Here is a 20,790-nt window from a genome sequence, read left to right on the forward strand (position 1 = left end):
CCTCCTGCAGAGGGTACCTGCATGCTCAATCTTTACCTGTTCCAGATCCTCAATGGCCTTGGCCTGGGGATGATCTACTTCCTGATCGCGGTCGGCCTGACGATCATTTTCGGCCTGCTGAATTTCGTCAACTTCGCCCACGGCGCGTTTTTCGTGCTCGGCGCCTACATCTGCTACACCGTCGTCAGCCTGAGCGGAAGCTTCTGGCTGGCACTGCTCCTGGCGCCGTTGGTGGTGGCCGCCCTGGCCTGGGCCATCGAGCGATTATTGATCCAGAGGATCTACCACTTACCCCATACCTTCCAGATTCTGGTGACCCTTGGCATCGCGCTGATTATCCAGGAAGCCAGCGTGCTGATCTGGGGGCCGGTGGGCAAGAGCGTGGCGGTGCCGGAACTGCTGCGCGGCGTGTTGATCATCGGCGACTTCGTGTACCCCTATTACCGCTTGTTCCTGATCGTCTTCTCCGGACTGATCGGGCTGACATTGTGGCTGCTGCTGGAGTGCACGCGTTTCGGCGCATTGGTGCGGGCCGGCAGTGAAAGCACTGAAACCGTGTCACTGCTGGGCACCAACATCTTCCGCTTGTTCTCCATGACCTTCGCCCTCGGCGTCGCCCTGGCGGGTGTCGCCGGGGTGCTGTTTGCGCCTTTGCGCGGCGCCCAACCCTTTGTCGGCCCGGAGATTCTCGGGGTCGCGTTCGTGGTGGTGGTGATCGGCGGCATGGGCTCGTTCAGCGGTGCGCTGGTCGGTGGTTTGCTGGTCGGCGTGGTGCAAAGCCTGATGACCACCATCTGGCCCCAAGGCGCCAGCCTGATGATTTACGGCGCCATGGCGGCGGTCATTCTGGTCCGTCCCTACGGCCTGTTCGGGAGAGCATGATCATGAGCGAAAAAAATCCCCTGCCCTTTGCCAAGACCCAGTCGCGCTCCATGCTGCTGTTGGTGATTGCGGTGCTGATCGGCCTGCCGCTGGTGTTGCCATCGGCGACCCTGGCCACAGAAATCCTGATCTTCGCCCTCGCGGCGCTGGCCTGTAACCTGCTGCTGGGCTACACCGGGCTGTTGTCATTCGGCCAGGGCATCTTCTTCGGTGCGGGTGCCTACTGCGCCGCGTTGTTGATGATCCACCTGCAACTGGGGTTGTTGAGCGCATTGCTGGGTGCCGCACTGGCCGGCGCAGTGCTGGCGTTACTGGTAGGCGCCCTGGCGATTCGTCGCACCGGCATCTATTTCGTGATGCTGACCCTGGCGTTCAGCCAGATGGCCTACTTCATCGCCTACACCCTGAGCGACTGGACCGGCGGCGACAATGGCCTGCTCAGCGTGCCGCGCCCGGAAATCCGCATCGGCGACACGGTGCTGCTGTCGTTGAGCGATGCTCGTTACTTCTACGGGTTTGTCGCGGTGCTGTTCCTGCTGATCTTCATTGGCGCCCGTCGGGTGATTGCCTCGCCCTTCGGCAGCACGCTGATGGCGATCCGCGAGAACGAAACCCGCGCCGCCGCCATCGGTTACGACACCCGGCATTTCAAGATCCTGGTGTTCATGCTGTCCGGCGCAGTGACCGGGATCGCCGGGGCGCTGTACGCGATGCTCCTGCATTTCGTGCCGCTGTCGAACATCGACCTGGCGATGTCGGAAAACATCCTGATCATGACCATCGTCGGCGGCACCGGCTCGCTGTTCGGCTCCTTGTTGGGTGCCGGTTCTATCGTGCTGCTCGGCGAGTTCCTTTCCGACCTCTGGCCACGCTGGCTGATGCTGCTGGGGATCATCCTGATCCTGGTGGTGGTGTTCATGCGCGGCGGGTTGTGGGGCGGACTCTCGAGTCTGGTTGAACGCCTCAAGGGTCAGCGCAAAACAGTCGTGCCGGCCGAGGAGAAACTCTCATGAACAGCCCTGCACAGTACTTGCTGGAAACCCGCGACCTGGAACTGGCCTACGGCGCCTTCCACGCGGTCAACGGCGTCAACCTGAAGGTCGAGGCCGGCACCATTCACACCATCATCGGCCCCAACGGCGCCGGCAAGACCAGTCTGTTCCACTGCCTGACCGGTGAACGCCAGGCCACCGCCGGGGCCATCCAGTTCAACGGCAAAAACATCATCAAGAAACCGGCGCACGGCCGGGTCGGCCTGGGCATGGCTCGTTCGTTCCAGTTGACCAGCCTGTTCCAGAACCTCAGCGTGCGGGAAAACCTGCGCCTGGCCGCCCAGGGCCGCGATGGCCTGGCGGCGCTGAACTTCTGGCGGCATGTCGACAGCCGCCGCGAACACCTGGAGATGGCCGATCAGGTACTCGAACGCCTGCAGCTGACGACCCGCGCCGACACCCTCGCCGGCGAACTCTCCCACGGCCAGCAGCGGGTGCTGGAAGTCGGCATGTCGATCTGCTCCAAGCCAAAGTTGCTGATGCTCGATGAGCCCACCTCGGGCATGGGCATCGACGACATCCCGATCATGACCCAACTGATCAGCGACCTGGGCCGCGATCACACCGTGCTGCTGATCGAACACAACATGAGCATCGTCATGTCGATCAGCCAACGCATCACCGTCATGAGCCACGGCCAGATCCTGGTCGAGGGCACACCGGAATTCGTCCGCGCCGACGAGCGCGTACGTATCGCTTACCTGGGAGAAGCCGCCTGATGCTGACCGTCGAGAATATCCATTCCTACTACGACAAGAGCCACGTCCTCGAAGGCGTCTCGCTGCAGGTCAACGCCGGTGAACTGGTGACCCTGCTGGGACGCAACGGTGCGGGCAAGACCACGACCCTGCGCAGCATCCTCGGGATCATCTGCCCGCGTCAGGGGCAGATCCGTTTCAACGGTCAGGAGCTGGTCGGCCAGAAGATCTTCGAAATCGCCCGCCAGGGGCTGGCACTGGTGCCGGAACACCGCGGCATCTTCCGCCTGCTCAGCGTCGAGGAGAACCTGCGTATCGCCCAGCGCAAAACCAGCCGTTGGCAGCTGGAGGATGTCTACGCCATGTTTCCGCGCCTCAAGGAACGGCGCAAGAACGCCGGCCACGCATTGTCCGGCGGCGAACAGCAAATGCTGGCCATCGCCCGCGCCCTGCTCAACGACCCGAAGCTGCTGATCCTCGATGAACCCACCGAAGGCCTGGCCCCGGTGATCGTCGATGAACTGGTGAAGATCCTGCGCAAGATCAAGGACGACGGCCTGCCGGTGCTGCTGGTGGAACAGAACCTGATGGTTTGCGACAAGCTCGCCGACCGCCATTACGTCCTCGAACAGGGCCGGGTGGTTTACGAAGGCAGCGCCGCTGACTTCCGCGCCGACCCGACCATCAAGAACCGCTACCTGGCCCTGAGCGCCTGACGGGAGAGATGAAATGAACCACCCGATAATGTCTGCACCCCAGTTGCAAAACAGCTCGCCGCTGATCAACCGCGAACGTCTCTGGCAATCGCTGATGGACCTTGCGCAGCTGGGTGCCACCGCCAAGGGCGGTGTTTGTCGCCTGGCCCTGACCGACCTGGACCGGCAGGCCCGTGACCTGTTCGTGCGCTGGTGCGAAGAAGCCGGTTGCACCGTCAGCATCGACGGCATCGGTAATATTTTCGCCCGCCGTGCCGGACGAAACCCCGAGCGCGCGCCCGTGATGACCGGTAGCCATATCGACACCCAGCCCACCGGCGGCAAGTTCGACGGCTGCTACGGGGTGATGGCCGGGCTGGAAGTGATCCGTACCCTCAATGACCTCGGCGTGCAAACTGAGGCGCCAATCGAGGTGGTGGTCTGGACCAACGAAGAAGGCTCACGTTTCCCGCCATGCATGATGGGCTCGGGGGTGTTTGCCGGTAAATTCGATCTCGAGGACACCCTGTGCAAGCAGGACGAACAGGGACTGTCGGTGGGCAGCGAGTTGCAGCGCATCGGCTATGCCGGGTCGCGGGCGGTGCTCGGCCATCCGGTGGGTGCCTATTTCGAGGCACACATTGAACAGGGCCCGGTTCTGGAAGACCGTGAGACCACCATCGGTGTCGTCATGGGTTGCCTTGGGCAGAAGTGGTTCGACCTGACCCTGACCGGGGTGGAGGCCCATGCCGGGCCGACGCCGATGCACCTGCGCAAGGATGCCCTGGTCGGCGCCGCGCAAGTGGTCAGCGCGGTCAACCGTATCGCCCATGCGCAACAGCCCCATGCTTGCGGTACCGTCGGTTGCCTGAGCCTGCACCCCGGCTCGCGCAATGTGATCCCCGGTCAGGTGCAGATGACCATCGATCTGCGCCACTTGCATGCCGACAAGTTGCAAGCCATGGTCGATGAGGTGCGCCAGGTGATCGAAGACACCTGCCAGCAGCACGGTTTGTGCTTCGAGCTGACCCCTACCGCCGACTTCCCGCCGCTGGACTTTGACCCCGCCTGTGTCGCTGCAGTGCGCCAGGGTGCCGAGCAGTTGGGGCTGAGCCACATGGACATCGTCAGCGGCGCCGGACACGACGCGATCTTCGTCGCCGAACTGGGCCCGGCCGGGATGATCTTCGTACCCTGCGAGGGTGGCATCAGCCACAACGAAATCGAAAACGCCGCGCCCCAGGACCTTGCCGACGGTTGCGCCGTATTGTTGCGGGCCATGGTCAACGCGGCGCAAGGACAAGGAGGGCCTGCGGCATGAAGCAACACAGCGAAATCACCGAGATGAGTGGCGTCGAGCTACTGGCCCAGTACCGCGACAAGCGCCTGTCGCCGGTGGAGGTGACCGAGGATGTGCTGGCGCGGATCGAGCGCTTCAATCCGCAGGTCAACGCCTATTGCCATGTCGATCCGCAAGGTGCGCTGGACGCGGCGCGGGCCTCCGAACAGCGCTGGTTCAAGGGCCAGCCGTGCGGTGCACTGGACGGTGTGCCGGCGTCGATCAAGGACCTGACCCTGACCCGTGGCATGCCCACGCGCAAGGGTTCCAGAACCACCTCTGCCACGGGCCCCTGGGAAGTCGATGCGCCCTTCTCGGCCTTTATGCGCAACGCCGGCGCGGTACTGCTGGGCAAGACCACCACCCCGGAATTCGGCTGGAAAGGCGTGACCGACAACCCGCTGTACGGCATCACCCGTAACCCCTGGGACACGCGCATGACCGCCGGCGGTTCCTCCGGTGGTGCGGCCGCGGCTGCTTCGCTGAACCTCGGAGTGCTGCACCAGGGCAGCGATGCCGGCGGTTCGATCCGCATCCCCTGCGCCTTCACCGGTACCTTCGGGATCAAGCCGACCTTCGGTTACGTACCCCAGTGGCCGGCCAGCGCCATGACCCTGCTCTCGCACCTGGGGCCGATGACCCGCACTGTCGACGACGCGGTACTGATGCTGCAAACCGTCGCTCGACCGGATAGCCGGGACGGCTTGGCCGGAGCACCACGCAGCACGCCCTGGCTAACTGAAAGCACTGATCTCAGAGGCCTGCGCATCGCCTACAGCCCGGACTTCGGTTACGTGAAGGTCGATCCGCAGGTGGCCCGGGTGGTGGCCCAGGCAGTGGAGCGCCTGGCGCAGCTAGGCGCCCACGTCGAACAGGTCGACCCGGGTTTCAGCGATCCGCTGGAACTGTTCAACACCCTGTGGTTCGCCGGTGCCGCACGATTGGCCGGGCAACTGAGCCCGGCGCAACGCGCACAACTCGACCCGGGCCTGCTGCGTATTGCCGAACAGGGCGAATGCATCAGCCTGCACGACTACACCCTGGCCCTGGAAGCCCGCGCGGCGCTAGTGGCGCATATGGCTGAGTTCCACAGTCGCTACGACCTGCTGGTGTCACCGATGCTGCCGATCACCGCCTTCGCCGCCGGGCACAACATTCCACCGGACTCTGGCCTGGGCGAATGGATGGAGTGGACGCCCTTCAGCTACCCCTTCAATCTGACCCAGCAGCCGGCAGCGTCAGTGCCGTGCGGCTTCGTACAGGACGGGTTGCCCGTCGGCTTGCACGTGGTCGGTGCGCGCTTTGCCGATGATCAGGTGCTGCGCGTATGCCGGGCTTATGAACGGGCATTTCCAAGTCCACATCCTCGACAGCCTTTGGTGAAAAGCTGAAACCTGGCGCAGAACAAGCGGGTCCTGGTTTGACGCAGACCCGCTTTCTGCAGAAAACCTCTGCTCGCAGCTGCGTCGGTGCGACCGGCGAAACGGTCAATTGGCGAGTGCCCATTATCCCGTGGCTTACTGCCGCGGGAGCTCAGTGACCGGTCAATAGAACCCCGAGCATACAATACCTTTTAAGTATCAAATAATACTTTCTCGATATTAGACGATATAAACGGCAGAGTGGAAACTGACGCACACCACAACTATACCTATACCGCATAGTCAAAATCAGCCGTGCGATGTCCGCCCACCTCAGTTTATTGGCATCCCCACCCCGTCCTACCCTGCGCGACGCTCCCCCTTCCGAGCAACCATCAAGCCTCAGCGGAAACTCATCATGCGTATATCCCCACTACCTTTCGGCATTGCTCTCTTAAGCACCTTTTCGGCAGCCCTCTGCCAAGCCTCCGATTTCAGTTGGGTCGACCCCGCCGTCGCCTCAGTCAATCAGCACGTCATCGAACTGCGCCACACCATCCACCAGAACCCCGAACTGGGAAATATGGAGGTGAAAACCGCGGAACTGGTGGCGCAGCAGCTCAAGGCACTGGGGCTGGAGGTGCGCACCCACATCGGCAAGACGGGCGTGGTTGGCGTGCTCAAGGGCGGTAAACCCGGCCCGGTGGTGGCCTTGCGTGCCGACATGGATGCCCTCCCCGTCAAGGAAATGACCGGCTTGCCGTTCGCCAGCACGGCAACCGGCGTGCGCCGGGGCAAAACGGTGCCGGTCATGCATGCCTGTGGGCACGACACGCACACCGCGATGCTGCTGGGCGCGGCCAAGGTGCTTGCGGAGCATCGCGACGAGGTCGCCGGAACCGTGGTTTTTTTGTTCCAGCCGGCTGAAGAAGGCGCCGCCGACGTGGATGAGTTCCAGGCAGACGCGGTGATCGGCGCGCAGGCGATGATTCGCGACGGGGCACTGGACTCGCCGAAAGTCGAAGCCATATTCGGAGTGCATGTCATGGCCGGTTACCCGACCGGCCACCTGTATTACAAATCCGGGACTGTACTCAACAGCAACGACGCCTTCCGCATCACCCTCAAAGGCCAGCAGACCCATGGCTCCGCGCCGTGGAGCGGCGTGGACCCGATAATCGCCGGCGAGAACATCATCGGTGGCCTGCAGACCCTGATCAGTCGACGGATAGACATGACCAAGGGCATGGGCGTCATCAGTGTCGGCACGATCAATGCCGGCTCGGCGAGCAATATCATTCCCGAGACGGTCGAACTCACTGGCACCATCCGCACCAATAACGCCTCGATTCGCAACACCATCTTGCAGAAGATGCCGCCGCTGGTGAACGGCATCTCCAGCGCCTATGAGACCCAGGCCAACCTGTTGCTGGTGAACATTGCCCCGGTGACCACCAATAACCCTGCGCTGACCGAAGCCATGGTGCCCGCGCTGGAGCTGGCTGCGCCGGGCAAGGTCGAGCGGCTGGAATCATCGCTGTCGCCGAGCGAGGACTTTTCCTTCTACGCAGAGAAAGTGCCGGGGCTGTTCGTGTTCCTTGGGGCAACGCCTGCAGACCAGGACATGCAAAAGGTCCCGAACAATCACAGCCCCTACTTCACCGCGGACGATGCGACCCTGGCGACAGGGGTGAAGGCGCATGTCCAGTTTGTGCTGAACTATCCAGGGCAGGTGGCCAAAAAATCTTGAAGGCCTGAAGCGTCCTCAGGACTACTGGCAGTCCAGAGGTTTCGTCTCTCACCAGGCTGTTAAATGGACCACTACGGTCCGCGCGACTGGCAACCCCACGAACGGCCCGGCTTGCCCGGTTCGCCCTCGACGCGGCGGCACCCCAATGCCAAGCGGTTCGCCTACGGACTGGTGGGGTTGCTGGTCGCGTTGACCGGTGGTCTGGGCAACTCGCTGGTGATCCGCCAACCTGCCTTACCTGCAAGGCGCACTCGGGGTGTGCAAGGCGATTGAACGGGTGTCTTGGGTGATCGCTTGCGGAGTATCTGGCGCGCAGCGCAACCCGGGCCCCACCGCGCAGCGGCCCGGGTGCAGCCGCCGTCAGCGGACCAGGGAGGCTGCCGGAGCGACTACGTCGCCCAGCAGCACCACGGCCTGGTCGTCCAGGTAGATATCGCAATTGCGCAGCGGGATATCCAGGTGGCACGGGGTTTTACGCTTGCCACCCACCTCGGTGTTGGGGCCGGTCGAGAACAGGAAGTTGCCATAGAACGCCCGGGCATCCATGCACATGCCGTCGTTCTTGTCGTGCAGGCCCATGGCCGTCCATTGCGCGCGCGGCTGCAGGCCCCAGCCGATATGGGAGATGCCATACACCTCTGGATCTTTGAAGTAGGCCATGTATTCGCGCAAGTACTGCGCCTCGAAACCACCATGGATGCCGGTTATGAAGCCCTTCTCGATCTCCAGGGTGATGCGTTCGCGGCAGTAGTTCTTGAACGGCAGCACGATGTCACCGACATCCAGCACCAGCACACCTTCAGCACTGTCTTCGTTGGGCCAGGTGAACAGGAAACCGCTGGGCCAGTGGTCCCAGCGCCCCGGTTCGTCGGCAAAACCATACTCGGTCACTGCCGGGTACTGGCCCAGCGGTGCGCGGAAATCACTGCCCGCCCCGGAGCGCACGGTCATCGACCGAGCGGCCTTGAGCATCTGCTCGGCGGCCAGTACTCGGGCCTTGTCCGCCTCGCTGGGCAGCATGCGCGCCAGCACTTCCGGTGGCTCCACCGCCAGCAGGATCCGCGTGCCGGTTTTCAGGATCTGCTCCTGCTCCGGAGAGTGGAGCAGCATCATGGTATCGATCACCAGGTCTGCCGCCTCCAGCGCCCGCTGGGCGGCCAGGTTGCCGGTCAACGCCGTGTCGCCGCAATAGGCCGTCATGTCGTTACCCATGGCCACCGGCGCATTGAACGACGGTAGCTCCACCGCATAGACCTTGGCCCCCAGGCGCTGCGCCGCCTCGGTCGCCGCCCGCACGGTGCGCGGGTTGGAATAGTGACTTTTAAGCACGGCGACACTCTGGGTGGCGTCCACCCGCGAGAGTTTCAGCACGTGCTCGAACATTTGGACCAACTCTCCATCACTGACAGCCATCTCGCCTCTCCTGTTGTGGAAATAAACGCACCAAACAGTGCTAGCCGTTTCACCGCCGGCACCAATTTATGATGTACACATCTCTTATTGCTCAATATGGATCAATTTATTCAATGGCACAAGCTATTCGAAATGGCGGAAACCACTGGCTAAACAACCGACACCGCACTGACAAAGACCTCTAAATAGCCAATCAAAAGATTGGAATCCAATTTTTCCTGAAAAGCCTTCACAAAACAAAAAAAGGATGCATACACTGTAAATGCATTCCGATCCCACCCCTGGAGATCGGCTTTCGAGGAGATGAGCCTTATGCCCGCAACAAAACGCATCGCTATCATCGGCGCCGGCCTGGGCGGCGCAGCCACTGCCACTTCACTTCAGCAGGCTGGTTTCGAGGTGAACGTATACGAACAGGCACGCGCCTTCTCACGACTGGGTGCCGGCATCCACATGGGCCCCAACGTGATGAAGATCTTCCGGCGCATGGGCATCGAAAAGCAGCTCGAAGCCATGGGCTCACACCCCGAGTTCTGGTTCAGCCGCGACGCCAGCGGCGAGTACCTGTCGCGCATCCCACTGGGTGAATTCGCCCGCAAGGAATACGACGCCGCCTACATCACGGTGCACCGCGGCGACCTGCACGCCCTGCAGATGTCCACGATCAAGCCCGGCAGCCTGCATTTCGGTAAACACCTGGCCGCCATCGAGGAAACCGACAATGAGGTGCGCCTGCAATTTGCCGACGGCACCCACGCCCTGGCCGATATCGTCATCGGTGCCGACGGCATCAACTCACGGGTCCGCGAACACCTGCTGGGCGCAGAAGCGCCGACCTATAGCGGCTGGGTCGGCCACCGCGCCCTGATCAAAGCCAGCAACCTGGCCAAATACGACTTCAACTTCGAAGACTGCGTGAAGTGGTGGTCGGGCGACCGTCACCTGATGGTCTACTACACCACCGGCAAACGCGATGAGTACTACTTCGTCAGCGGCGTGCCCCAGGCAGAGTGGGAAGGCGGCAACGCCAGCTTCATTCCCAGCTCCAAGGCTGAAATGTTCGACGCCTTCAAGGGCTACCACCCCTCCGTGCAGGCTCTGATCGAAAACGCCGACGCCATCACCAAATGGCCCCTGCTCAATCGCCAACCACTGCCGTTGTGGAGCAAAGGCCGCATGGTATTGCTGGGCGACGCCTGCCACCCGATGAAACCGCACATGGCTCAAGGCGCGGCCATGGCCATCGAAGACGGCGCCATGCTTGCACGCTGCCTGCAGGAAACCGGCCTGGGCGACTACAAGACCGCATTCAAACTGTACGAAGCCAACCGCAAGGACCGGGCATCCAGGGTTCAGGCGACGTCCAATGCCAACACCTGGCTGCGCGCCCAGGAAGATCCGGCCTGGGTGTTTGGCTATGACGTTTACTCGCACCCGCTGAAGTCGGAATCAGCAGCATGAGCACCTTCCTCTACGGCGCCAACGTCCAGGCCAACGGCATTCGTCAGCACTACCTGCGCTACGGCGGCAAGGGCCAGCCACTGGTGCTGATCCCTGGCATCACCAGCCCTGCCATCACCTGGGGATTCGTCGCCGAGCGCCTGGGCGAGCACTTCGACACTTACGTGCTCGACGTGCGCGGCCGCGGCCTGTCGTCCAGCGGTCCTGAGCAGGCATACGACACCAACACCTGCGCCGATGACGTGATCGCCTTTGCACAGGCACTGGACCTGAGCGCCTACCACCTGATGGGCCACTCGATGGGCGCGCGCTTCATCCTGCGCGCGGCCACTCGTCATCCGCAGGCTGCCATCAAGCGCCTGGTGCTGATCGACCCACCCGTGTCCGGCCCAGGCCGCCGCGAATACCCTGGCAAGCTGCCCTGGTATGTGGACTCGATCCGCCAATCCCTATCGGGCATGAACGCCGACGACATGCAGACCTACTGCCCCAGCTGGACCCAGGAACAGCGAGCCCTGCGCGCCGAGTGGCTGCATACCTGCTACGAGCCGGCCATTCGCCAGGCCTACGAGGAATTCCACAGCGTGGATATTCACGCAGACTTCCCCAAGGTCAAGCCGCCCGTCCTGCTGCTGGTCGCCGGCAAGGGCGGCGTGATCCTGCCCGAAGACGAGGCCGAAATTCGCGCGCTGCTGCCCACCCTTCAGGTAAGCCACGCCAAAAACGCAGGCCATATGATCCCCTGGGACGATTTCGACGGCTTCTTTGCCGGCTTGGGTAACTTCCTTGGCCATTCATTCAGCTGATCCGGAGACTCACATGAACACCCTCTATCGCATTGGCCAGATCGTGCCGAGCTCCAACACCACGATGGAAACCGAAATCCCGGCGATGCTCGGCGCGCGCCAGTTGATTCGCCCTGAACGCTTCACCTACCACTCCGCGCGCATGCGCATGAAGCATGTGAAGAAAGAAGAGCTGGCCGCCATGGACGCCCAGTCCGACCGTTGCGCCCTCGAGCTGTCCGACGCCCGGGTTGATGTACTGGGCTATGCCTGCCTGGTGGCTATCATGTCGATGGGACGCGGCTACCACCGTGAATCCCAGGCGCGCCTGGGCCAGGTGGTGCGCGACAACGAATCCGAAGCCAGCGTCATCACCAGCGCCGGCGCCCTGGTCGACGGCCTCAAGGTGCTGGGCGCCAGGCGCATCGCCCTGGTAGCACCCTACATGAAACCCCTGACCGAACTGGTGGTGGACTACATCCAGCACGAAGGCATCGAAGTGAAGGTCTGGCACGCCCTGGAAATCCCCGACAACCTTGCCGTGGCCCGCCATGATCCGGCAAACCTTCCCGGCATCGTTGCAAGCCTGGACCTGGAGGGCGTGGACGTGATCGTGCTATCCGCCTGCGTGCAGATGCCGTCCCTGGGCGCCGTTGCCACTGTGGAAGCGCAAACCGGCAAACCAGTGCTCACTGCCGCCATCGCCACCACCTACGCCATGCTCAAGGCCCTGAACCTGGAGCCTATCGTGCCCGGCGCTGGCGCCTTGTTGTCCGGCGCTTACTGAGGGCTTACCCATGTCCAGTGCACAAGACAACTACCAGGGCGTGTGGGGCAATCGCATCGGTTTCGGCCAGCGACCCGCCCTGCTGATGGTCGATTTCATGCAAGGCTACACCACCCCGGGCGCCCCCCTGTATGCACCCGGGGTCGTCAGTGCCGTGGCAGAGAGCGAGGCGTTGCTGGCCGCGGCACGGGCCGCCGGCATCCCGGTGATCCATACCAACATCCGCTACCACCCCGGCCATTTCGCCAACGGCGGCATGTGGGTGAAAAAGGCGCCCGTGATGAAGGACATGGTCGAGGGCAATCCCCTGGCGGCGTTCTGCCCCCAGGTAACGCCCCTGGATGAAGAGGTAGTGTTGAGCAAGCAATACGCCAGTTCGTTCTTCGGCACCTCACTGGCCCCCATGCTCCAGGCGCAGGGAATCGACACCCTGATCCTGGCCGGCTGTTCGACCAGCGGCTGCATCCGCGCCACTGCAGTGGACGCGGTACAACACGGCTTTCGAACCATCGTCGTGCGCCAGTGCGTGGGCGACCGCCACGAAGCCCCTCATGAAGCCAACCTCTTCGACATCGACAGCAAATACGGCGACGTGGTCAGCAAGCAGGAAGTACTGACCTACCTCAACAGCCTATAAAACACGCAAATCGCCGAGCAGGGACGCTCCTGGAACTTGCGGAAAAGAATCTCAAGGCCGTTACCAAACCACACAGGGAACAAGCAAAAACACTGCACGAATGGATAGGGATCGCTTGCCAGTTCACGAGGCCGCCGATCATAGCGGCAAGGCACAGCAAATCCGGGGGCTGCAGCCACCCCTCACGAGCCAGGAACTAATAGGTACACACCCTTTAAATAACCAGAACATGATATACGCTAGAAAAATAATGCCTATTTAATGCCTATATAGGTCATATAGACGACCGCCACAGGCACAGGTTTTGCTTGTACACATAGTATATGCACAAACCGTTACCTTGGGCGCTGGCAGGCACCCTGAAAGCGACTCGACGCATGGCCAGCCGGATACATCACCGCCACCGATAGCAATATGACGACATAGGAGATAACAATGAGAAAATACGTCCTTAACACTTGGTACCCTTTGACCTGGTCTCGAAATGTCGGTCGAGAACTGGCTTCCTATACCTTGATCGAGCAAAAGTTAGTCGCCTACCGGAAGATCGATGGCAGCGTTGCAGTCCTCGAGGATGCGTGCCCTCATCGCTTATTGCCGCTGTCTGCCGGAAAACTGAAGGGTGACACGGTCGAGTGTGGCTATCACGGCATGACCTTTGACTGTTCCGGCAAATGCGTCCGGGTTCCCGGCCAGGACAACATCCCCAGCACCGCCCTTGTGAGAACATTTCCAGCCCACGAAAACATGGGGATGCTTTGGGTATGGATGGGCGATCCGGAACTCGCAGACACCTCGAAAGTATTTGATCTGCCCGAATATCATTCGCCCGAGTGGAGCGCTGTCGAAGGAGACGCACTGCTCATCAAAGCCGACTACCTGAACCTTGCCGACAACCTCTGCGACCCGGCTCACGTCAACTTTGTCCACCTCAGCACCCTGGGTAACGCCTCAGGAGAAAACATCCCCGTTTACTTCGAGGAGGAAGAACGTAAAGTTTTGACATGGCGCTGGATTCTCGATGCACCTGCAATTCCGGTGTTTGCCAAGCATGGCAGCTTTAAAGGCAACGTAGACCGCTGGCACTACTATCACTATTACGCACCGAGCCTTGCCATTATCGATTTTGGCAGCGCCGACACAGGCACGGGTGCCCCGGAAGGCAAACTCGACAATTGCATTCGCATGTTTGCCTGCCACTTCATCCGCCCCGTCGATGCACACACCTCGGTCGACCACTGGCTGCACGTCAAAAACTTCCAGGCCACTGACGCGCAAAACAAAGAGCTGTCTGACGACTTCCGGGTAGCCTTCGCCGAGGACAAGGCGATCCTTGAAGCCATTGACGAAAACGAACAGCGCTACCCAGGACGCCGCCCCGTCCGTATCGCCATTGATGCCGCACCACAACGCATGCGCCGCATGGTTGACCGCATGATTCAGGCGGAGGCGATCACCCAATGAGCAAGGAAAAAACATTCTCGATTGGATGCAATGGGCGCGGCGTTCAACTTTCATCCCTTGACCACCCGGTAAAGCAAGAAGAGCTGTCCATTCGCGAGCAGTTTCGCCTGGTCAAAGAGGCCGGCGTGTTTGACTATTTTGACCGCCTGCCCTTGCGCAGTAACCTGGGTGAATACCTGCAAGCCATCGATGATTTCCAACTACCGGTCTTGACCAGCAGCTGGTTCTACACGCTGGGGGATGAGGCGGATGACGCAGCGCTGCTCGACAATTTAAAAATCTGTGGCGAAGTGGGTTCGAAAGTCCACAACATCATGACCTTCACCCACGACAACCAAGGGCTCACCCTCACGGACAGCCAGATCATTGACCATTACATTCGCGCCTATGAATTCGGCCATGGCCTGGGCGTCGAACCCAGCTTCGAATTGCACGTCAACATGTGGACTGAAGACTTCCGCCGCATTGAGCCCATCGCACTCAAGCTCAGGGAACAAGGCGTGCCCTTCAATTTCACCCTCGACTACAGCCACGTCATTTTCAAAATAAACAATCCGCAAGAACTTGATATTTCGGGCGTGCGGCGCGAAGTAGAAAGCCTTGAAATGAAGCTCGACCCGTTTGAAGCCGGGAGCCTGTGCGAGCAGTGGCTTGACCTGAACATTGTCAAATGGACGCAATTACGCGTCGTCGCCCCGAACCAGCCGAAAAACCTGTGGTACCAAAATGAGTCGGGTGAATTTGCCAGGGGCATTCAGTACCCCATAACAAGGCCCGCTATTGGCGAGTGGCATTCCGAATGGAATGCCTTCCTGACAGAGCCATCGAAAGAGGCCATTCGCAAAGCCCTCCGATACCACATAACACACCCCGACAGTCCGCTTGAATACATCACGACGGAAATGATCAACCTGCCCGACTATGGCGCGGCCGCCAAGTACAACCTCTTCGAGCAAAATATCGAGGCTGCCAGGTTTATCCGACGCGCATGGCAAGAGACGCAAGCACTGTACAAGGCGGGACTGCTGGCCTGACCACCAGCCCCATCAGCCAAAATCAATAGCGGCGCACATGAAAAATGAAAACACCATCACACACAGTCATCATTGGCGCCGGTCACTCTGGCGGCACGGTAGCCCACCAACTCAGGCAATTGGGCTATGAAGGCCAAATCACCCTGATTGGTGATGAGGGGCGCTCCCCCTATCAACGCCCTCCACTCTCGAAAGCCTGGCTGAAAGGTACCGTCGACGCCGAAGATCTCGCACTGAGGCCAGATACCTACTACACAGAAAACCTGATCAGCTGCCTCCTGGACGATAGTGCGCGGCAAATTGATCGAGCACGACGGGTCGTGATCCTCGAAAGCGGACGAACCCTTGAATACGACCACCTGGTGATCGCCACCGGGGCCAAGGCGCGCAAGCTGGAAACTGAATTCGCCAACGGTATTGTCTATCTTCGTAACATGAGCGACGCCCTGTCACTCAAGACCCTGCTTGCCCGGGAGAAACCCCGGGTTGCCATCCTCGGAGGCGGATTCATTGGCCTGGAAGTCGCCGCCACCGCCAGCCATCTGGGCGCCGAGGTAACAGTCATCGAACGCGAATCGCGCATCCTCAACCGTGTCGCCTCCCAAGCCATATCGGACGCCATCACTCACGCCCACCAAGCAGCGGGCGTACGCATACTGGTTGAACAACGTGTCGAGCGACTGGAGTACAGGGGACAACATATCGCCTCGGTCGTACTGGAGGACGGCACTCGAGTTGACTGCGATCTGCTGTTGATCGGAATAGGCGCGACCCCCAATGATGACATTGCAAGAGAGTCGGGCCTGGAGTGCGACCAGGGCATCATCGTCGACCTGAACGCGCAAACTTCTGATCCTGCCATTTTCGCGATTGGGGATGTCACTCGCACCCGACTTCCCGACGGCCAATTGCTGCCGCGCCTGGAAAGCGTCGGCAATGCACTTGAGCAAGCCAGAAAGGTAGCAGCCACCCTGACAGAAAAACCACTGCCCAAAGATGAAGCCCCCTGGTTCTGGTCTGATCAGTACGAACTGAAACTGCAGATGGTAGGGCTACGTCCTGCTGATTCCGAGGTAATCGTTCGAAAGGCTCTCGACGGTATCGGGATGTCGGTATTCCATGTAAAGGATGGCAAGTTGAAGGCGGCAGAGACCATCAACAGCGCAAAAGATTTTCTCATTTCCAAACGCGCGATCTCAACGGGCCAATTCGTTGACAAAGACGCACTGAGAAATGAGCAACGCCCCACCGCTGAAGCTTTTAACTCCTGATTTCATACGTCAAGAAGTGAGAAATAGAATGGCGACTATAACCTATATAGAATTCAACGGGACCCCACATACCGTTGAAGTAAAAGATGGCGTAAGCGTCATGAAAGCAGCCATCAACAATAATATACCCGGCATCGTTGCCGAATGCGGCGGCGCCTGCGCCTGCGCGACCTGCCATATCTACGTAGACGAGCAATGGATGGATAAGTTGCCACCCATGGAAAATATAGAGCGGGACATGCTTGATTTCGCTTCGGGCGTACAGACCAACTCACGCCTTTCTTGCCGACTCACAGCCGGACCGGAATTAGAGGGTCTCGTGGTAAAGATGCCGGAATCTCAATATTCATGATACCGCGTCGTTAACTCAAGCCGTCGAGCAACGACCCTTCAGCCCAAATAGATTTTGCTAACTCGGGTTATCGGACTATTTGGGCTGTTTTTACCAGCACTCACCCCCCCTTCACTTCACACACATCTGACAGCCGAGCGCCGATAAAACAGATGCCCTTCGCCGGAATCGAGCACACAGCCAACCGCAAGTAGCCCTACCACGAGCGCGCCCGGATCAAGAGGCATCAAGCCTGGCCAGGCTTTATTGAAAATTCAATTTGAGCACTATAGACTACCCAGTACTCCACTCTATTATTCCGGGAAACTTCTGACCATGCATGCTCCACGAGTTGGAACACTGATACGAAGGCTTCACCAGCGCAACCAGGCGGTATGGAGCACCCTGTGCATTGACCCGAAAATCACCTCGGTCCAAACAGCCACTCTCTCCATCTTACTGGATGAAGGCCCCATCTCCTTAAGTGAAATTGGTGTTCTAGCCTCAATGGATCTGGCAACTACTCGAGGCGTGGTAGATCGACTCAAAGCGCAAAACCTCATTACCTTGGTCAAGGATGAGGGCGATAAGAGAAAAGTCATTGCCGAACTTACTGCACAAGGAAAGTCTTACGTAGAGGCCATGTTACCGGTGATGGATATTATCCTGGACAAAACACTTGAGCCACTCAATCCGGCAGAACGCCTGGCATTTGAATTTATCTTACGAAAAATCCTGACCAGCGAAATCGACTACAACCCGGAAATCGCCACTGACGATTGACAAAAAAACCCGCCATTGACAGCGAATCACCTGCTCGGAGACCAGCCACTTCAGCAGCTGGCGTGCCCCACTTTCGGTACGGCGTAGCAATCATCCAATCACTCCACCGCACCTGTTTTTTGTCGACCTCAGTAGTGAATGACCGAACGAATCGACTTGCCCTCATGCATCAAGTCGAAGGCCTGGTTAATGCCAGCCAAGGGCATGGTATGGGTAACAAATGGCGCCAGCTTGATTTTTCCAGCCATGGCGTCTTCCACCATACCCGGCAATTGCGAGCGCCCCTTCACACCCCCAAATGCACTGCCGAGCCAGCGCCGACCAGTGACCAGCTGGAATGGGCGAGTGGCAATTTCCTGCCCCGCTCCTGCAACCCCGATCACTACCGATTGCCCCCAGCCACGATGCGAGCATTCAAGCGCTGCGCGCATGACATTCACATTCCCTATGCATTCAAATGAATGATCCACCCCCCATCCCGTCATCTCGACGACCACCTCCTGGATGGGCTGCTCATAATCCTTGGGATTGACGCAATCCGTAGCACCAAAACTCCGCGCCAGTTCAAACTTCGATGGATTAGTGTCAATCGCAATAATGCGCCCCGCTTTCGCCAGCTGCGCCCCCTGAATGACTGCCAGACCGATGCCACCCAACCCAAAGACAGCCACCGTATCCCCAGGCTGTACCTTTGCCGTGTTTTTAACCACCCCCAATCCCGTTGTAACACCACACCCCAATAGACAGACCTGCTCAGGATTTGCCTCGGGATTGATTTTGGCCAACGAAACCTCCGCCACCACGGTGTACTCGCTAAACGTAGAGCACCCCATGTAATGAAAAATGGGTTGGCCATTGTAAGAGAAGCGAGTCGTGCCATCCGGCATCACGCCCTTACCTTGAGTCGCGCGAACGGCGACGCACAGGTTGGTTTTACCCGACCGGCAAAACAGGCACTCACCACACTCGGCGGTGTAGAGCGGAATCACATGATCACCTGGCTTGACACTGGTAACACCCTCACCCACCTCTACTACGATTCCAGCCCCCTCATGCCCCAGCACAACAGGAAAGACCCCCTCAGGATCACTACCGGATAACGTAAAGGCATCAGTATGACAAACCCCCGTATGAGTCATTCTCACCAACACCTCGCCGGCGCGCGGCGGCTCTACGTCAAGCTCTACAATTTGCAGGGGTTTACCAGCCTCAAAAGCCACGGCGGCACGGGATTTCATATAGCTCTCCTATCAATAGATTGCCTGCTGGCACTTAGCAAGCGTTGAAAACCAGGATTCCAGCCTAATACCTTGTACTCATTGTTTCTTCCTCGGACCTGTCGCGCTGCAATGCAGCACGCAGGCACCCGCGGCAAGTACAAATACAATGCATACAATCTATTGTCAATCACAAAACAGTCTCTGTGAGCTGCCAACAATGGGCCGAACGCCTAATCCACCAAAGAAACAATAAAGTGCACACCCTAATAAACCCTGCCCCACAGACCCCGCCAGCTCAAGCACCCCTCCCTATTACAAAAAACTCCTGTCGCTAATAGAAAGCCCCTACCCCCGACCAACCCCCCCCCATCTTTCAGCCCCACCCCCCTCGGAAACACCCCTGAACCGGCTATTCGCAGGCAGGCAGGCCACACAAAGCCCGAAGCCGCGACGTACCCGAGAGCGACACATGGTGTGCACACACACAAAATCGTAGAGACAATAGGATGTACACGCTGTAGTATCGATTTTGCAGGCGCGTGCAGGACGCCTACTCAACGCACCCGCAAGCCGTGACAATTATCGGGCTTTCTCCTCGTAGACAGTGCGCAAAAGACAAGGATGACGACCCGCTAAACGCCGGCAAACAAACGGTGAAAATGGATGGGCAGCCCGACGAATATAGGGTGCGTACAATGTATAAATCAAAAAATCTACTCTGTGCAGCTCGTAGATTTTGCTACGGAGCGCAATCCCGCACAGCGGGAGCTTCCTCGAAAGCTACTCAGCCCGGTTCCAATCCATTGCCTAAGGCCGTCATGACCATGAGTACAACAACGATCGACCTTGCAGCACCCCATTCAGAGCTCGACGCATTGAAGTTTCGCAAGGCCGCCTGGCGAAGAACTCCCGTCCACGCACCCGCTACTTGATGGCCTACGCGGCCGGAATGAACGTTAACCATTCGGCGTAGAGCTGGTTTGGCTTTCCAATCGAGATAACAATAATGAAAAAAAATCTATTGACGAGTTGGGCAGTTATAAGTTGTGCACTTTTTACCGCAAGCCATGCGAACTCGGCTGACTGGAGCGACAGTTCGATCGGTGTTCGGTACGGAACCCATTATTCGGAGGCGGGTGTCGGGCGCGGCATTACCAAAACCATCTACAACTTTACCCATGTGGATGGCGATGCATATGGGGTCAACTTCTTTACCGTCGACGTCCTCGAGTCCGACAGTGGCGACCCCGCCGCCAATAGCCACGATGGCGCCCAGGAAGTCTATGGACTCTACCAACGAACGATTCCGTTATCGGTATTTGGTTGGGATCCAAAATCCTATGATGTATTCAATAAGGCATCGCTGCTATTTAGAGTAGATCTGGGTTCAAAAAATACAGCATTCGCTCCACGCCCCAGAAAATATCGTCTTGGCCTGAATTTCCCACTACCGATCGAGAAAGGTTTATGGGACCTGTCGTTCTCCGCCTACAAAGAGTCCAACCATAATGGTATTGTCGGACGCGACGTAAACTATGACACGACTTGGTCGCTTGGCAGCGTGTGGAGCATTCCGGCAGGTCCGGGCAATTTCGGAGGCTTCCTGAACGTGACCGGACCAAAAGGAAAAGATGGCTTCAATAATGATACCAAGACTGAAGTTCTTCTGCGGGTAAGCTATTTGTTCGATATAGGCAAGACCGGACTGAAAGCGGGTTTGGCCTATGAACATTGGCGAAACATGTATGGGTGTGACGAAGCGCTGGACGACACAGGCGGCTCGCGAGGGAACACCCCCATGATAATTACAGAGTACCACTTTTGATT

Annotated in this window: 19 protein-coding genes and 1 pseudogene; 18 read left to right on the forward strand and 2 right to left on the reverse strand. The window is 59.2% G+C overall.

The genetic code is table 11. The annotated features are described in order from the left end of the window. The first annotated feature begins 21 nt into the window (after positions 1-21). The 8 genes and pseudogenes from ELQ88_RS19755 to ELQ88_RS19790 form a co-directional block, all read left to right on the forward strand. Entirely contained in the window at positions 22-882 is an 861-nt protein-coding gene (locus ELQ88_RS19755; protein ID WP_128871041.1) for a branched-chain amino acid ABC transporter permease, read from the forward strand. 2 nt (positions 883-884) lie between these two features. Further along, positions 885-1,895, forward strand: a complete 1,011-nt coding sequence (locus ELQ88_RS19760) for a branched-chain amino acid ABC transporter permease (RefSeq protein WP_138967170.1) — start codon at positions 885-887, stop codon at positions 1,893-1,895. Beyond that, positions 1,892-2,653 carry an ABC transporter ATP-binding protein gene (locus tag ELQ88_RS19765; RefSeq protein ID WP_138967172.1) on the forward strand — a complete coding sequence of 254 codons (762 nt, stop codon included), beginning with the start codon at positions 1,892-1,894 and terminating at the stop codon, positions 2,651-2,653. The genes ELQ88_RS19760 and ELQ88_RS19765 overlap by 4 nt, the downstream gene beginning before the upstream one ends. Further along, positions 2,653-3,348, forward strand: coding sequence for an ABC transporter ATP-binding protein (locus tag ELQ88_RS19770; protein ID WP_128871044.1), 696 nt, complete (start codon positions 2,653-2,655; stop codon positions 3,346-3,348). Before ELQ88_RS19765 ends, ELQ88_RS19770 begins: the two co-directional genes overlap by 1 nt. A gap of 28 nt (positions 3,349-3,376) precedes the next feature. Beyond that, a complete protein-coding gene (locus tag ELQ88_RS19775) occupies positions 3,377-4,648 on the forward strand; it encodes a Zn-dependent hydrolase (protein WP_178084764.1) in 1,272 nt (423 codons plus the stop codon). After that, positions 4,645-6,057 (forward strand): amidase, encoded by a 1,413-nt coding sequence (locus ELQ88_RS19780; protein ID WP_138967176.1) that lies wholly within the window; start codon positions 4,645-4,647, stop codon positions 6,055-6,057. Before ELQ88_RS19775 ends, ELQ88_RS19780 begins: the two co-directional genes overlap by 4 nt. Before the next feature lie 388 nt (positions 6,058-6,445). Then, a complete protein-coding gene (locus tag ELQ88_RS19785; RefSeq protein ID WP_138967178.1) occupies positions 6,446-7,777 on the forward strand; it encodes an amidohydrolase in 1,332 nt (443 codons plus the stop codon). A 63-nt stretch (positions 7,778-7,840) separates the two neighbouring features. Then, positions 7,841-8,033, forward strand: a pseudogene (locus ELQ88_RS19790) (MFS transporter); the annotation flags it as partial. A gap of 104 nt (positions 8,034-8,137) precedes the next feature. On the opposite strand, the gene ELQ88_RS19795 reads toward ELQ88_RS19790, so the two are convergent. After that, complete coding sequence (locus ELQ88_RS19795) at positions 8,138-9,190, reverse strand: 2,5-dihydroxypyridine 5,6-dioxygenase (RefSeq protein WP_138967180.1); 1,053 nt, start codon at positions 9,188-9,190, stop codon at positions 8,138-8,140. A gap of 312 nt (positions 9,191-9,502) precedes the next feature. Here ELQ88_RS19795 and ELQ88_RS19800 point away from each other — a divergent pair, with 312 nt between their 5' ends. The 9 genes from ELQ88_RS19800 (at position 9,503) to ELQ88_RS19840 (ending at position 17,743) form a co-directional block, all read left to right on the forward strand. Continuing rightward, positions 9,503-10,651, forward strand: a complete 1,149-nt coding sequence (locus tag ELQ88_RS19800; RefSeq protein ID WP_138967182.1) for an FAD-dependent monooxygenase — start codon at positions 9,503-9,505, stop codon at positions 10,649-10,651. Then, positions 10,648-11,457 carry an alpha/beta hydrolase gene (locus ELQ88_RS19805; RefSeq protein WP_128871048.1) on the forward strand — a complete coding sequence of 270 codons (810 nt, stop codon included), beginning with the start codon at positions 10,648-10,650 and terminating at the stop codon, positions 11,455-11,457. Before ELQ88_RS19800 ends, ELQ88_RS19805 begins: the two co-directional genes overlap by 4 nt. Before the next feature lie 13 nt (positions 11,458-11,470). Beyond that, on the forward strand, positions 11,471-12,223 hold the full coding sequence (locus ELQ88_RS19810; RefSeq protein WP_138967184.1) for an Asp/Glu racemase: 753 nt from the start codon (positions 11,471-11,473) through the stop codon (positions 12,221-12,223). Between the two features lie 10 nt (positions 12,224-12,233). Beyond that, complete coding sequence (locus ELQ88_RS19815; RefSeq protein ID WP_138967186.1) at positions 12,234-12,860, forward strand: N-carbamoylsarcosine amidohydrolase; 627 nt, start codon at positions 12,234-12,236, stop codon at positions 12,858-12,860. Between the two features lie 435 nt (positions 12,861-13,295). After that, a complete protein-coding gene (locus tag ELQ88_RS19820; RefSeq protein WP_128871049.1) occupies positions 13,296-14,324 on the forward strand; it encodes an aromatic ring-hydroxylating dioxygenase subunit alpha in 1,029 nt (342 codons plus the stop codon). Next, positions 14,321-15,358 carry a xylose isomerase gene (locus tag ELQ88_RS19825; protein WP_138967188.1) on the forward strand — a complete coding sequence of 346 codons (1,038 nt, stop codon included), beginning with the start codon at positions 14,321-14,323 and terminating at the stop codon, positions 15,356-15,358. Before ELQ88_RS19820 ends, ELQ88_RS19825 begins: the two co-directional genes overlap by 4 nt. A gap of 44 nt (positions 15,359-15,402) precedes the next feature. Further along, entirely contained in the window at positions 15,403-16,629 is a 1,227-nt protein-coding gene (locus ELQ88_RS19830; protein WP_128871051.1) for an FAD-dependent oxidoreductase, read from the forward strand. After that, positions 16,592-16,981 (forward strand): 2Fe-2S iron-sulfur cluster-binding protein, encoded by a 390-nt coding sequence (locus ELQ88_RS19835; RefSeq protein WP_346342794.1) that lies wholly within the window; start codon positions 16,592-16,594, stop codon positions 16,979-16,981. Before ELQ88_RS19830 ends, ELQ88_RS19835 begins: the two co-directional genes overlap by 38 nt. Before the next feature lie 315 nt (positions 16,982-17,296). Continuing rightward, complete coding sequence (locus ELQ88_RS19840) at positions 17,297-17,743, forward strand: MarR family transcriptional regulator (protein WP_128871052.1); 447 nt, start codon at positions 17,297-17,299, stop codon at positions 17,741-17,743. 128 nt (positions 17,744-17,871) lie between these two features. Here ELQ88_RS19840 and ELQ88_RS19845 read toward each other — a convergent pair whose 3' ends face one another. Beyond that, positions 17,872-18,981: an S-(hydroxymethyl)glutathione dehydrogenase/class III alcohol dehydrogenase gene (locus tag ELQ88_RS19845; RefSeq protein WP_138967190.1), complete on the reverse strand. Its 1,110-nt coding sequence runs from the start codon at positions 18,979-18,981 to the stop codon at positions 17,872-17,874. Between the two features lie 988 nt (positions 18,982-19,969). Here ELQ88_RS19845 and ELQ88_RS19850 point away from each other — a divergent pair. Continuing rightward, positions 19,970-20,788 carry a hypothetical protein gene (locus ELQ88_RS19850; RefSeq protein ID WP_138967192.1) on the forward strand — a complete coding sequence of 273 codons (819 nt, stop codon included), beginning with the start codon at positions 19,970-19,972 and terminating at the stop codon, positions 20,786-20,788. The last annotated feature ends 2 nt before the right edge of the window (positions 20,789-20,790 follow it).

The sequence above is a fragment of the Pseudomonas sp. MPC6 genome, assembly GCF_006094435.1.
Taxonomy (GTDB): Bacteria; Pseudomonadota; Gammaproteobacteria; order Pseudomonadales; family Pseudomonadaceae; genus Aquipseudomonas.